The sequence below is a fragment of the Sorangium sp. So ce367 genome, from assembly GCF_051520455.1.
In the GTDB taxonomy this organism is placed as follows: Bacteria; Myxococcota_A; Polyangia; order Polyangiales; family Polyangiaceae; genus Sorangium; species Sorangium cellulosum_B.
On sequence record NZ_CP150334.1, the window covers coordinates 11,476,427 to 11,490,432 of the forward strand.

Here is a 14,006-nt window from a genome sequence, read left to right on the forward strand (position 1 = left end):
ACACGTTCCCTGACGTGGAGGGCCTGCGCCCCGGTCGCCATGCGAGAGAACACAACCATGCGGCCAAGCAGCCGCGCGACGCCGAGCACGCTCCGCAGCATGGTGACGTGAACGGCGAGTCGCCACGTCAGCAGGCTCGTGCCTTGGCGCAGCTCTCGTGTTACGAGGTTGGTGTCCATGGTGGGGGATGCTGGAACGCCGGGCGCCACGGTCGCGAAAGAACGGTTCCGCAAGTGGAACGACTTCGTCCGCGAGCTGGATCTCACCGACCCGCTGCGCCGTCTCGTACTCGACTCTTGGGAGCGCAGTCGGGCGGCGGCGGTCGACCCCGTTCGTCCGCCCTTCCGGCGGATCAACGACGAGGAGCTCGCGAGGAGGCTGGAACGGAGCGCCGACCTGGTCCGAGCCGCCATCCCTCACCTGCACTGGGCCGCCGCGCTCCTGCGGGCGTCGGAGCCGGCCGTCTACGTCGTCGATGGGGACGGCATCGTCCTTTACGCGGTCGGCACGTCTCCTTCGATGATGCAGACATTCGGCCTCCTGCCCGGATTCGACTGGTCGGAGCGGGCGATGGGGACCAATGGCGCCGGCACCGCCATTGCCGCCAATCGCCCGGTCGCGATCGTCGGGCCGGAGCACTTCGCGAGCGCGTTCGACGACTGCACGTGCACCGGCGCGCCGATCCACGCGCCCGACGGTACGATCATCGGCGCGATCGACGTCAGCACGTCCGTCGCGACCGGCAGCCCCGAGCGGCTCGCGCTGGTAGCGCACATCGCCTACACCATCGAGCGCGAGCTGCAGGCGGCATGGGAAAGTCGCCGCCGCGAGGCCGAGGAGGCAGGCCGGATCCAGGCAGAGGAGGCGCGCGAGCAGCTCGCTCACCTGCAGGCCGTCACGGCCGCGCTCGCCCGCACGAGCACCGCCGGAGAGTCCGCCTGCGTCGCGATCCGCGCGATCGGCGCGATCCTGCGGGCCCAGGGCGCGCGGGCCTACCTGCGAGCGGACGACCCACGAGGGCTGCGCCTCGTGGCCTCGACCGGCGACGACGGGACGTCGCCCTTTTCGGCGATCCCGTCCGATCCGGAGCAGCCGATCGTCCTGGCCCTGTGCCGCGGCGAGCTGGTCATCCTGCCGGACCCCGACGAGGCCGAGGGGGGCGCCACGCGCTTCGCCCCGAGCCCCACCCTGTCCGCGATGGCCTCGCCACGCCTCGTGGCGCTGCCGCTCCGGATCCACGGTCGGGATCTCGGCGGCCTGGTATTCGTCATCGAGGGGCCGTGCCGCCTCGATCCGGCGATGCGCCAGCTGGTCGCCACGATGGCAGATCAGTGCGCCCAGGCGGTCGAGCGCAATTGCCTCTTCGAGTCGGAGATGCGCGCCCGCGCCGAGGCACAGGATGCGGTCCGGCAGCGCGAGCAGATGCTCGGCATCGTGGCCCACGATCTCCGCAACCCCCTCAGCACGATCATGCTCCGGGCGGCCCTGCTGAAGCGGGAGCTCGGGTCCCGCGTCGACGAGGAGAAGTGGCGGGACGGCGTACGGACGATCGAGCGCGCAGCGCTCCACAGCAACCGCCTCATCGCCGACCTGCTCGACGTGGCGAGCATCGACGCTCGCCGATTGTCGATCCTGCCCGCCCCTCACGAGGTCTCCGACCTCATGGCGGATGCGACGGAAGCGGCGCGCCTCGGCGCGACCAGCCGCTCGTTGTCGGTGCACGTGGAGGTTCCGGCGGATCTGCCGCGGGTGCTCGCCGATCGCGACCGGGTCGTCCAGGTCCTCTCCAACCTGCTCGGGAATGCCCACAAGTTCACGCCCGACGGCGGGGCGATCTGCGTGCGCGCCGAGGCGCTCGACGGCGAGGTGGGGATCCACGTCCGGGATTCCGGTGTCGGAATCGCGGCCGAACACCTCCCACGCATCTTCGACCCGTACTGGACGCGCCCGAACAACAGGCAGCGCGGCACGGGCCTCGGTCTGGCGATCGCGCGAGGGATCGTCCAGGCGCACGGTGGGCGAATCTGGGTGGAGAGCCGGGTCGGCGACGGGAGCACCTTCTCGTTTACCTTGCCGCTCGCCGATCGCTGAAGCGCGCTGGAGGAAAATTGCTAACATATCGGAATGGCCTCGAGCGGGCTATCCTTCGCAGGCTGTTGACCGTGACGCCATTTGGTTAAAGTAAGCGCTTCGACGCCGAGTCATGCGCAGCCGAGCCGTGGTCGAGCTTGAACGCCCACTCGGTCGGAAGGCGTACTTCAAGATTCCGCACCTGCCCGGCTCTCGCACTGGCTCGTCCGACCGCACCGCTCCGCGCGAGCTTGCCGAGCGCTGCCTGGTCGCGCCGCGCCCCGGAGAAGAGGTGCTCGTGCAAGAGAAGCTCGACGGCTCCTGCGTCGCGGTCGCGCGCCTCGGCGACGCCGTGCTGGCGCTGGGCCGTGAAGGCACGCTCGCCGCGCGCTCCGAGAACCCCGGACGCCAGATGTTCGCGGCCTGGGTCGAGCAGCGCGCGGCCTCGTTTCGCGAGCTGCTCCACCCCGGCGGGTGGCTCGTCGGCGAATGGCTCGCGCTTGCGCATTCGACCCGTTACGAGCTCCGCCACGAGCCATTCGTGGTCTTCGACGCCTTTCATGAGGGCCGACAATGGACGTTCGACGAGCTCGACGCTCGGTTGCAAGGCGCATTTCCTCGTCCGACGCTCCTGCATCGAGGTGGCGCGCTCGGCATCTCGGCCATGCTCGAACGGCTGGGCAGAGGCGGCCACGGCGCCATCGAGCCGCCGGAAGGCGCTGTCTGGCGGGTCGAGCGCGCCGGGCGCGTGGTCGGCATGGCGAAATACGTGCGCAGCGACAAGATCGACGGCGCGCTCCTTCCCGAGAATGCAGGGCATGAAGCGGTCTGGAACCTGCTGGTCGTACATCAGCTGGCTCGCGATCTCGCGCAAGCTGGCTTCGAGGTCATCCGCACCAAGGTGGAGGCCGTCGGCCCGCACCGCGACCTGCCGCTCACGGACGATGTGGCCGCGCGGGCGCCGCGCACCAACTATTTCGAGCACCACGCCAAGGTCGTGCTGCCTTCGCCCGATAGCGAGGCCGAGGTGTCGCGCGCGTTCGCCGAGCTGGGGGCCTACCTGTCGCGCGGCGCGCCGCGCGCGGACGGCGTCGAGCTCCGCTTCGTGACGCTGCGCTCGTGGGGCCTGGGGCAGGCTTCGGCCGACGCGCGCTTCGATCAGGTGCTGGCGCTCGCAGCGCGGCTCGGTCTGCCGCTGCGCAACCGTACGCGTGAGTACACCGTCTATGATTCGGCGCTCGATGTGGACACGGGGTGGATGGCTTGAGCCTGATCCGTTCGTGGCTCGAGCTCATGCCGCGCACCGAGTTCGGCGCCGACGCCGTGCTGCGAGGCAGCCAGCTCACGGCGAGCTGGGTCCCCGGGCGAGTCGCGGCGGATCTCGACTTCGTCCTGATGGGCGACTGGAGCCTCGATCGCGCCACGCGCGTCGTGAATCAGCTCCTGGGTTCGAGCGAGCTGCCGGCTGAAGGCGTCGTCGCTGACCTCTGCGTCAAAGCGTGGGGCATCTGGCTCGAAACGCCCTGGCCTGGCCTGCGGCTCGAGCTTTCACGCGGCGAGCGGAAGCTACAGGTCGACTTCGGTTGGGGCGAGGTGCTCGGCGTCGCTCCGCGCCCCTTCGAGCTGGAAGGTTGCACGCTGCCGGCCGTCGCGCCCGAGGTGATGTTCGCCTGGAAGGTTCACTCGCTGGTGGAGCTCGGTCCGCGTGGTCGCTGGCACCCGAAGACGCTCATCGATCTGGTGCTCCTGGCCCGGCACTGCACGCTCGATCCCGTGGCCACCAAGCGTTGCGTCGAGAGCGCCTTCGCCAGCCGCGAAATGAGCCTCAGCGCGCTCGACGCGTTCTTCACGGCCGAGGATTGGGGGTCCGGCCGCAGCAGCCGTCACAAGTGGAAGAAGTACGTGGCAACGGCGCCGTGGGTCACCTTCTCGCGCACCGACGCCATCCGCGAAGCGCGCGAGGTGGTGCGGTCGTTCCTGCACCCCGCCAGCTGACGAAGCCGCGCCGAACGCGGGCGCCCGGGTCCGGGGACGTCGTCACGCCATTACCTGCACGATCCGGTCTCGATCGAGCGAGGGCGAACCGAGGTGTTCTGGATGCTGTTCGGGTCGGTCACCGCGACCTCGCGACCCCAGCCGGTGAGCCCCGCGAAGGTCCCGTTGGTCGTCATGTCGAACGGCCCGTCGCTCTGACAGTCGCTGTTCTTGACGGCGCCCCACGACCAGGCGAGCCACCCCACCTCGAGCTCGACGCTCCTGGCCAGGAGCGTCTTGTAATCGAACGGGTGCTTGCCGCACTCGTACACGGCGTGCTGCGCGAACTCGCCGACCATCAAAGGCAGGTTCAACGCCACGGACTCCTGCAGCTCTTTCGTGATCGTGGCCCCGCTGCCGTCCGTCCACCACATGTGGACGCTGAGCAGGATGTTCGGGTCGTGCTTGACGAGCGCGGGGCCGACGGCCTGGAGCTGGTCGATGTTCTGCCCCCACTTGGAGGCGTCGATCACGAGCGGGACCGTGATGCCGGCGCCGCGCATCCGGGTGATGGCCTGCTTGTAGCCCGCCTCCCACGCCGCGTTGTCCACCTGGTCCCCGACCTCGTTGCCGATGTTGACGAGCAAATTCTGCTCGTGCTTCTTGATCACGGCGACGACATCCGCTCTCGTCCAGTAGTCGACGAGGCTCGGCAGGAGATCCCATTTCCCCGTCGCGTCGTGGAGCTCGACGATCGGAATGAGCTTCTGCGCGAGCGCGTTCGTGATGGCCTGATCGAGGCCCGCCGAGGACTCCGTGGCGAGCCAGACGATCCGCACCGCGTTGGCGCCGGTCTTCGCGATCTCCGCGAACTCCGGCAGGCCGTCGGGCCCCGACGACAGCCACACGACCATCTCGTTGATGCCCCGGAGCAGCACCTTCTCTCCGCAGCGGTCGTAGAGAAAGCGGCCGCGCACCGAGAACCCCGTCGACTCCTGGTCACCCCCGCCGGCGCCCGCGCCCGAGGTGGCGCCGCCAGCGCCGGACGTGGCGCCGCTGCTCGAGGCGGCGCCGCCGCCGGACGTGGCGCCGCTGCTCGACGTGGCGCCGCCGGCGCCGGACGTGGCGCCGCTGCTCGACGTGGCGCCATCGGCGCCGGACGTGGCTCCGGTGGCCCCCCCGCCCGCGCCCGATGCGCCGCCGCCCGCTCCGGTCGTCTCCTGCCCCGAGCCCTGCGGGTCGTCCGAGTCGTCTCCGCATCCCGCGGAGAGGCCCAGCGCCATGAGGGCTGCTCCGGTCCAACCAGCCACCGACCCGTGAAGAACGCGCATCGTGATCTCCTTCTGCCTCTCCCCTGATTGCACCTGGCGACGTCCGGCTTCGACCCTGCGTGACCGCACGGTGAACCCTTCTCGTTCCGCAGGTCGAACAGGTCCTGCACGCCGCGCAGCGGCGCGGGCAGCGCGCCAGTGACGCCCTGCATGGACAGGCCTGGGAGGAACCCACGGCGAGGAGAGGACCTATTCCATCCGCGGGTCCACGAGAATGAAGAAACCAAGAAACCGCGGACGGGGCTCACGACGCCTGCGACATGGCCCGAGGCCCGCGGGAAGCGCGGACAGCAAACCACTTAATCGGTTCATTGTCCAGCGCCTCGATGGGCGCCGCGGGGCCGGGATGTCCGAGGGGACGAGCGCGCTTCGGAGCTCGCGGAGACGGCCACATGTGTGAGCCGGCCTTCGCTTGAATCAATCGGTAAAGTTTTCACCGCATCGTCGAGCGCGGCGTGGGAGATCTCATGGCGCGATGCGCGGTCATGAGATCACGCGCCGCGGGCGCTGCGTGCGTTCAGGCGGCGCGCGGGCGCACGCCGTAACCGGCCCCGCGCACGGCCTCGACGAGGGCGGGAACGGGCGCGCTCGCCGGATCGTGCTGCACCACGACGGCGCCCTCGCGCAGGCGCACGTCGACCTTGGCCACGCCGCCGAGCTCGCGGAGCGCGCTGTCGATGTGGCGGACGCAGGACGGGCAGCTCATCCCGTCCACCTGGAGCATGGTCTCTTTCATGGCGTCTTCCTTTCGGCGACCCACGGGCCGCTCACCTTCGGAGACGCAGCCCTCGGGGTTCATTACACCCGAGCAGCGGCGGGTCTGCTATGGAGGGTCGTGAGGCGCTCGCGTCGCGCACCCACGAGAGCGGATCGAGGGTGCGCCGGGCCCCGAAGCGAGGAACAGCGCGGTTATCTCCAGGACCGGCAAGGGTTGGCCACCTGGGCAGGAACAGGAGAACAGGCGTCCCCGCCACGCCAGAGCGGCCAGCCGCCACGGCAGCGGGTCGAGAGACGCTCGACATCCCGGCCGAACCCGTTCACAATGGCAACAGATTTGAAATTGATTTTCAAAATCTGGCAGGACCCATGGTTTCCAGCGTTCCTCCCCAACTTGACGTGACCTTCCCCGACGTGGACTCGACCGGCAGCGTGGCCGGCACGGATGCCCCGGCGCACGCCGGCGCCGCAGCTCCTGCGGGTCCGCTCTCCGAGGTGCGCGCCGGTGAGCGCGTGATCGTGGTCGAGGTCGGCCTCGACGCCGAGCTCGCCGGGTGGCTCGGTGCGATGGGGATCGGCCCCGGCCAGACGCTCACGTCGATCCGGCGCGCGGCGTTCGGCGGGCCGCTCCACGTGCGCACCGGGTCGGGCGGGGAGCTCGCGATCAACGCGACGCTCGCGCGCTCGATCCTGGTGGCGCCCCTGCCCTCGCAGAGGCGGGTCGGATGACCGCCTGCCATGCAGGCACGGAGCGCCTCCCGACATCGACAGAGCGGCCGCTCATCGCGCTGCTCGGGCGACCGAACTCCGGCAAATCGTCGCTGTTCAACCGGCTGACAGGCGGCAGCGCGCACGTCGGCAACTTCCCGGGGATCACCGTCGACATCCTCACGGCCGACGTCCGCATCGCGGGCGGGGCCGTCGCGACGATCGCGGATCTCCCCGGGCTTTACTCGATCGAGGCCGTCGTCGATCCGGCGACGGACGAGGGCGTCGCGCGCCGCTTCCTCGACCGCACCGGCGAGGGCGAGCGGCCGCGCCTCGTCGTCCAGGTGGTGGACGCCACGCAGCTCGGGCTCGGCCTGCGGCTCACGCGTGAGCTCGTGCGGCGCGGGCTCGCCCCGCTCGTCGTCGCCACGCAGCGCGACGTGCTCGAGGGCGAGGGGCGTGGGCTCGACGTCGGCGCCCTCGAGCGCGCCATCGGCCTGCCCGTGCTGCTCGTGAGCGCGAGGGACCCGGCCGCCCGGGGCGTGGTGCTCGACGCGGCGGCCGCGCGGCTCGACGCGATCGCGTCGGGCGCCGTGGAGCCCCCCGGCGCCGCGGCGTGGGATCCGGATGAGGTGGCGCGCGCCGTGTACGTCGAGCCGCCGCGCCGCGACGCCGCCGCGGAGCGACGGAGGACGTTCACCGCGCGCGCCGACGCCGTGCTGCTCCACCCGGCGGCCGGCCCGGTGCTGTTCCTCGGGCTCATGGCGCTGCTGTTCGCCGCCGTGTTCCTCGTGGCCACCCCGGTCACCGAGGTGCTCGACGCGGCGATCGGCGAGCTCGGCAGCCTCGTGTCCCGCGCCCTCGGCGGGGGGCTCGCCGCCTCGTTCGTCGTCGACGGCCTGCTCGGCGGGGCGGGGACGGTGCTCGCCTTCATGCCGCAGATCGTGATCCTCACGATCGCCATGGAGCTGCTCGAGGCGAGCGGGTACCTCGCGCGCGGCGCCTTCCTCGTCGACCGCCTGCTCCAGCTGATGGGGCTCAGCGGCCGGGCGTTCCTCCCGCTGCTGATGGGGCACGCGTGCGCGGTGCCCGCCGTGCACGCCACGCGCATCCTGCGCGACCCGCGCGAGCGGCTCACGGCGATCCTCGTCCTGCCGCTCATGGCCTGCTCGGCGCGGATCCCGACCTACGCGCTCCTCCTGACGACCTTCTTCGCGGCCCACGGCGCCTGGGTGCAGGCGCTGCTCTTCGTCGCGCTCTACGTCTCCGGCATCTTCTCCGGGCTCGTCGCCTCGCTCGTGCTGCGGCGCACGGCGACCCGCGGGCGCTCGCTCCCGATGGTGCTCGAGATGCCGGCGTACCGCAGCCCCGAGCCGCGGCTCGTGGTCCGCAAGGCGGGCCAGGCGGCGTGGCGGTTCACCCGCGACGTCGGGACCGTGATCCTGGCCGTCTCGGCCGTGCTGTGGGTGCTCTTGAAGGTCCCCATGCCGGGCGCCGCGCCCGCGGCGCCGCCGGCCGCCGCGGCCGAGAGCGCGGCGACATCGCTCGAGGCGACGTCGCTCGAGGCGAGCATCGCCGGCAGCGTGGGGCGCGCGCTCGAGCCGGTGACCGCGCCGCTCGGGTTCGACTGGCGCATCAACGTCGGCCTCATCGGCTCGTTCGGCGCGCGCGAGGTCATGGTCGGGACGATGGGGGTCATCTTCGGCGTCGAGGACGCCGACGACGAGCCCGCGCCGCTCGCCGAGCAGATCCGCGAGGCGAGGCGCCCGGACGGGGCGCTCGCGTACTCGTCGCGCACCGGGCTCGCGCTGCTCGCGTTCTTCGTCCTGGCCTGCCAGTGCATGAGCACCGTGGCGGCGATCCGGCGCGAGACGAAGTCGTGGCGCTGGCCGGCGTTCGTCCTCGCCTACACCTACGCGGCGGCGTACGTCGCGGCGCTCGTCGTCTACCAGGGGAGCGGGCTGCTCGGGATGCCGTGAGGCGGCGCCGCGCAGGGAGCGGCGCGCGCCGGCGATCCTGGCCCTGGCGAGCAGGAACAGATCGGCATCCGAGGAAGTCATGCCGAGGGACCTGATCGCGTCGACCCTTCAGGCGGCGCGGCTCCCGTGCAACAATCGGTCAATTCCGGTGGGGGCCACGTTATCGGCAGAAGAGATCGAGGCGTCGATCGGCCGCGACGAGGAGGTCGCCTGCGCGGCCTCTCTCAGCCCATGCGCTCGCCGCGAGCACTACCCGGCGCCGGGCGAGCTCATGGCGCGCGCGGCGCCCCGCATCGCGCGCGTGGCCGATCTCGACGAGCTCGCTGCGCTCCTGCTCGACCAGGCGATGGAGCTCGGCGCTCGCGCTGCCTACCTGCTCCTGACCTCCGAGGACACCGGCGAGCTCGGGCTCCATTCCCACCGCCACGTGCCCGCCGACATCTGCCTCTGCCTCGCGCGGGTGGCGCGAGGCGCGCCGCTGCTCGATGAATGGGCGGCGAGCTCGGGTCGGGTTCAGGTGATGGTCGATGCGCGCTCGCTCGATCCGGCTCCGTCCATGACGCGAGAGCTCTGCGCGCGGACCGACGCACAGAGCGCGGTCTCGATGCCCCTCTGCGTCCGCGATCGCTGCCTTGGCGTCCTCTCGTTTTGCCTGCCCCGCCCTTATCCTTGCGCCGACGTCGATCTCGGCGCGCTCGCCGCGCTCTTCGCGATCGGCCTGGACAGCGCCCTCGCGCGCCGGGGGAGCGCGCGGACCTCGGATCGCATGGCCCAGGAGCTCCGACGCACGAGTCACCTGGAGAGGGCGCTCCGGGAGAGAGAGGAGCGCTTTCGGGCGATCTTCGACGGGGCCCTCCAGTTCATCGGCCTGCTCTCGCCGGAGGGCATCGTCCTGGAGAACAACCGCACCGCTCTCGAGTTCTGCAGGGCCACGGAGGCAGAGACGATCGGCCGTCCGTTCTGGGAGCTGTCGGGGTGGAGCCCCGAACACAGGGAGCACGTCCGCGCCGCCGTCGCCGAGGCCGCCGCGGGCCGGCTCGTGCGAGACGAGATCTACGTGAACGGAGCGACCGGGCGGCGCTTCATCGATTTCTCCATCAAGCCCATCATCGACGACCGTGGCAGGGTCGTGATGCTCATCCCCGAGGGGCGCGACATCACCGAGCGCAGGCAGATGGAGCAGTCGCTCCGCGAGAGCGAGGAGGACTTCAGGCTCACCTTCGAGAACGCGCCCATCGGCATGGCCATCGTCGGGCTCGGCGGGGGGTTCATCCGCGTCAACCACGTCTACTGCGAGATCGTGGGCTACACGGCCGACGAGCTCTCGCAGCTCCGCTTCCAGGACATCACCCACCCGGACGACGTGGACACCGACGTGGGCCTGGTCGAGCGGCTGCGCGGCGGTGAGATCCCGCGCTATCAGCTCGCCAAGCGATACATCCACAAGAACGGCACGACCATCCACGTCGTCCTTCATACGTCCGTGGTGCGTGACGAGAACGGCGAGCCCATCCACTACATCGCCCAGGTGGAGGACGTGACGGCGCGCAAGCAGGCCGAGGAGGAGCGGGAGCGCCTGCTCGCGCAGCTGGACGCCGAGCGGAGGACGCTGCGAACCGTCTTCGACAGCGCGCCCGTCCCGCTCCTGCTCGTCGATCGGAGCGGCGCAGAGCGCCTGATCGCCAACCCGCACGGGCGAGATCTCACCGGGGGCGCGGAGGAGCGGGAGCAGTGCGTCGGTCGCGTGCGGCGCCCGGACGGCACCGCCCTCCTGCTGGACGAGCTGCCGTCGAGCCGGGCGATGCGCGGCGAGACGATCCTCGGCGAAGAGCTCCTCGTCGCCAAGGCGGACGGCTCGTCCGGAACCTTCCTTATCGCCGCCGCGCCGCTCCGCGACAGCGCGGGGGAGATCACGGGCGCCATCGTCGCCGGCGAGGACATCAGCGCGTTGAAGGAGCTCGCGCGCATGCGCGAGGAGTGGACGAGCATCATCGCTCATGATCTGCGTCAGCCGATCACCACGATCCTCCTCAAGGCCTCTCGGCTCGCGACGGAGCCGCAGTGGAGCGACAGGGCGCAGCACATCCGGGCCAGCGCGATGCAGCTCAACCGGATGATCGACGATCTGCTCGACGTCTCCCGCCTCGAGTCGCACCGGCTGGATCTCAGGCATGTCGAGGTGGATCTGCCGGCGCTCATCCGAGCGACGGTGGAGCGGACGGCCGACGCGACGAGGGGACATCGGGTCGACGTCGAGGTGCAGGACGGGATCCCGCCGCTCCTGGCCGATCCCGGGCGCCTGGAGCAGGTGCTCACCAACCTGCTGTCCAACGCAGCCAAGTACGGCGCGCCCGAGACGCCGATCAGGATCGCCGTGGAACGGCGGAGCGGCGAGGTGTCCGTGGCGGTCGAGAACGAGGGGAAGGGCATCGCGCCGGACGAGGTGCCGAGGCTCTTCACCCGCTATTACCGGACGCGCGAGGCGAAGGCAGGAGGCGCCGCCGGGCTGGGCCTCGGGCTCTACATCGTGCGGGGGATCGTCGAGGCCCACGGGGGGCGGATCTGGGCGGAGAGCGCACCCGGGAAGACGACCTTCCAGTTCACGCTGCCGCTGCCGTAGCGACGAAGCGCGGACCTGACGCTCCGCCGTACCGCGCGAGACAGCCACCAGGAGACATCGCGACGGCCTGGTGCCCCTCCTTGACAAATGCCACTGAGGCGCACATCATTTTCCTGTCGCGGCTCCCCGCCGGTTTTAGCGATCTCGGGCTGAGAGGAGCGCGCCTTCCCAGGTACGGAGTTCATCCATCGGCCGTTGTCCGCCGGTGGATGCCGGGAGACGGCCCTCACCGGATCCACGAGGAACACCATGGAACACGACAAGGTCGCGCTCATCACGGGCGCAAACCACGGTATTGGGCTCGAGCTCACGCGTCGTCTGCTGTCGGAGGGCTTTCAGGTCATCGCGCTGAACCGCTCGGGGTTCCCCGAGGACGATGCGCTGATCCGGGAGGGCATCGAGCGCCGGAGGCTCCGTGTCCACAAGGCGGATCTGTCCGATTTCGAGGGCCTCAGGCGGGCGCTCGACGCGATCAAGGCGAGCGAAGAGAAGATCGACGTGCTGTTCAACAACGCTGGCGGCAGCGCCCCGGAGCTGACCTTCTCCAGGCAAGGCCGCGAGCTGCACTTCGAGCTCCAGACGGTGGTGCCGTATGTCATCGCGATGGAGCTCAGAGGGCTGCTGCGGAAGGGGGACTTGAAGACGGTCGTGAACACGTCCTCCAATGCGTTCGAGATGACGAGGCGCTTCGATCCGGACGCCCTGGAGCGCCCGGCATCGTTCAAGCAGCTCTTCGGCCCTTACGCGACCTCCAAGCTCGCGCTCTCCCTCTGGACGCGTGAGGTGGCGCCGCTGCTCGCGGGGGACGGGATCAAGATCCGGAGCGTGGATCCCGGGCCCAACAACACGCTGAGGAAGGGAAAGCGGTCGGGGCTGCCGTTTTACGTGGAGCCGCTGATGAGGTTCCTGTTCCCGCCCCCGAGCCAGGGGGCTTCGCGGCTCTACGAGGCGGCGTTCGGCGCGAACCGGGACCTCTCAGGCGTCCATTTGAAGAAGGACCGCGCGAGGGATCTCCCGTTCCGGGAGCATGGCCCGAGGGTGCTGGAGAAGGTGCGATCCATCCACGAGCGGGAGTTCGCCGCCCCCTGAGGTTCTCGAGACAGCCGCGCCTCGCTGACACACATCTCCTCTCCCCAGGCGGGCGCACATCACATCTCCTCGAGCTCCTTGCCCTTCGTCTCGGGGATGAAGGCGACGACGAACACCAGCGAGGCCGCCGCGGCGGCGGTGTAGAGCCCGTAGGCGATGCCCAGGCCGGCCGCCTTGAGCGCGGGGAAGGTCGCGCTCACGAGGAAGTTCGCCACCCATTGCGCGGCGGCCGCGATCGAGAGGGCGAGGGCGCGGATGCGGTTCTCGAACATCTCGCCGAGCAGGACCCAGGTCACCGGGCCCCAGGACGCCCCGAAGCAGAAGACATACAGGTTGGCGGCCAGCAGCGCGGCGGGGCCGGCGGCGCCCGTCAGGACGGGGTTGCCCGCGGCGTCCTCGCCCGCGGCGCCGAACACGGCCGCCATGGCGCCGAGCGTCAGCGTCATGCCGATGGATCCCGCGATGAGCAGCGGCCTGCGCCCGACGCGGTCGACGGTCGCGATGGCGACGAGGGTGGTCACGATGTTCGTGACGCCGGTGATGACCGTGATGGCAAGCGAGCTTCGCTCGGAGAACCCGACCGCCTGCCAGAGGACGCTCGAGTAATAGAAGATGACGTTGATGCCCACGAGCTGCTGGAACGCCGAGAGGCCGATGCCGATCCAGACGATGCGGAGCAGCCCGGCGCGCCCGCGCAGATCCGCGAGCCTGGGCCGGCGCTCGGACGAGAGCGTCCTCTGGATCTCGACGAGCTTCGCCTTTGCGGACGCGCCGAGGAGGCCACGGAGCACGGCGAGCGCCTCGTCCACACGCCCCCTCGCCACGAGGTGGCGCGGAGACTCGGGGATCAGCAGCGCGCCGAGCCCGTAGAGGAGCGCCGGTGGGACGGCGCTCCAGAACATCCATCGCCAGGCCTGTGCCCCGAGCCAGAACGGGCCCGTCGCCGAGCCCGCGGACGTCGCGATGGCGTAATCGCCGAGCAGGGCGACGAAGATGCCGAGCACGATCGCGAGCTGCTGGAGCGATCCGAGGCGGCCGCGCAGGTGGGCCGGTGCGATCTCCGCGATGTAGGCGGGAGCGACGACGCTGGCCGCGCCGATGGCCATGCCGCCGAGCACCCTCCACGCGCTGAAGTCCCACGGCGAGATCGCCGCCCCCGAGCCCGCCGCGCTGACGACGAACAGCAGGGAGGTCGCGATCATCGTCCGCGTCCGGCCGTAACGGTCGGCCAGCCTGCCCGCGAGCATCGCGCCGGCAGCCGCGCCGAGCAGCGCCGAGGACACGGACAGGCCCACGGTCCCCGGGTGCGCTGTGAATACCCTCTCCAGCGCTCCGACGGCGCCGTTGATCACGGCGGTGTCGAACCCGAACAGGAAGCCGCCCAGCGCGGCGACAGACGCGATCAGGGCGATCCGTACCGTCGAGAGGGGCTCCTCGCCGCGTTCATCCCCCTGCTGCGCCGCGGGCTCTGCCATGCCCCCGGTGAACCACGAACCGTGCCGCCGACCGCCCCGGTGC

The 14,006-nt window shown here is 70.7% G+C and carries 10 protein-coding genes; 7 read left to right on the forward strand and 3 right to left on the reverse strand.

Annotation, left to right across the window (positions count from 1 at the left end; translation table 11 throughout):
- Window positions 1-177: 177 nt before the first annotated feature.
- The 3 genes from WME97_RS43555 to WME97_RS43565 all read left to right on the forward strand — a co-directional run bounded on the left by WME97_RS43555 (window position 178) and on the right by WME97_RS43565 (window position 4,065).
- Entirely contained in the window at window positions 178-2,091 is a 1,914-nt protein-coding gene (locus tag WME97_RS43555) for an ATP-binding protein (RefSeq protein ID WP_437546762.1), read from the forward strand.
- A gap of 112 nt (window positions 2,092-2,203) precedes the next feature.
- Window positions 2,204-3,337 (forward strand): RNA ligase family protein, encoded by a 1,134-nt coding sequence (locus tag WME97_RS43560; RefSeq protein WP_437546764.1) that lies wholly within the window; start codon window positions 2,204-2,206, stop codon window positions 3,335-3,337.
- Complete coding sequence (locus WME97_RS43565) at window positions 3,334-4,065, forward strand: nucleotidyl transferase AbiEii/AbiGii toxin family protein (RefSeq protein WP_437546766.1); 732 nt, start codon at window positions 3,334-3,336, stop codon at window positions 4,063-4,065. The genes WME97_RS43560 and WME97_RS43565 overlap by 4 nt, the downstream gene beginning before the upstream one ends.
- 50 nt (window positions 4,066-4,115) lie before the next feature.
- Here WME97_RS43565 and WME97_RS43570 read toward each other — a convergent pair whose 3' ends face one another.
- Both WME97_RS43570 and WME97_RS43575 read right to left on the reverse strand, forming a co-directional pair.
- Window positions 4,116-5,375: a cellulase family glycosylhydrolase gene (locus tag WME97_RS43570; RefSeq protein ID WP_437546768.1), complete on the reverse strand. Its 1,260-nt coding sequence runs from the start codon at window positions 5,373-5,375 to the stop codon at window positions 4,116-4,118.
- A gap of 517 nt (window positions 5,376-5,892) precedes the next feature.
- Window positions 5,893-6,111, reverse strand: a complete 219-nt coding sequence (locus WME97_RS43575; protein ID WP_437546770.1) for a heavy-metal-associated domain-containing protein — start codon at window positions 6,109-6,111, stop codon at window positions 5,893-5,895.
- A gap of 380 nt (window positions 6,112-6,491) precedes the next feature.
- On the opposite strand from WME97_RS43575, the gene WME97_RS43580 reads away from it, so the two are divergent.
- From WME97_RS43580 to WME97_RS43595, 4 genes are all read left to right on the forward strand, one after another.
- Entirely contained in the window at window positions 6,492-6,821 is a 330-nt protein-coding gene (locus tag WME97_RS43580) for a FeoA family protein (RefSeq protein ID WP_437546772.1), read from the forward strand.
- The gene (gene feoB, locus WME97_RS43585; RefSeq protein WP_437546774.1) at window positions 6,818-8,779 is read left to right on the forward strand and encodes a ferrous iron transporter B; all 1,962 of its coding nucleotides are present in this window, start codon (window positions 6,818-6,820) and stop codon (window positions 8,777-8,779) included. Before WME97_RS43580 ends, feoB begins: the two co-directional genes overlap by 4 nt.
- A gap of 79 nt (window positions 8,780-8,858) precedes the next feature.
- Window positions 8,859-11,399, forward strand: coding sequence for a PAS domain S-box protein (locus WME97_RS43590; RefSeq protein WP_437546776.1), 2,541 nt, complete (start codon window positions 8,859-8,861; stop codon window positions 11,397-11,399).
- 249 nt (window positions 11,400-11,648) lie between these two features.
- Window positions 11,649-12,488 (forward strand): SDR family NAD(P)-dependent oxidoreductase, encoded by an 840-nt coding sequence (locus WME97_RS43595; protein WP_437546778.1) that lies wholly within the window; start codon window positions 11,649-11,651, stop codon window positions 12,486-12,488.
- Between the two features lie 59 nt (window positions 12,489-12,547).
- Here WME97_RS43595 and WME97_RS43600 read toward each other — a convergent pair whose 3' ends face one another.
- Complete coding sequence (locus WME97_RS43600; RefSeq protein WP_437546780.1) at window positions 12,548-13,963, reverse strand: sugar porter family MFS transporter; 1,416 nt, start codon at window positions 13,961-13,963, stop codon at window positions 12,548-12,550.
- Window positions 13,964-14,006: the final 43 nt, after the last annotated feature.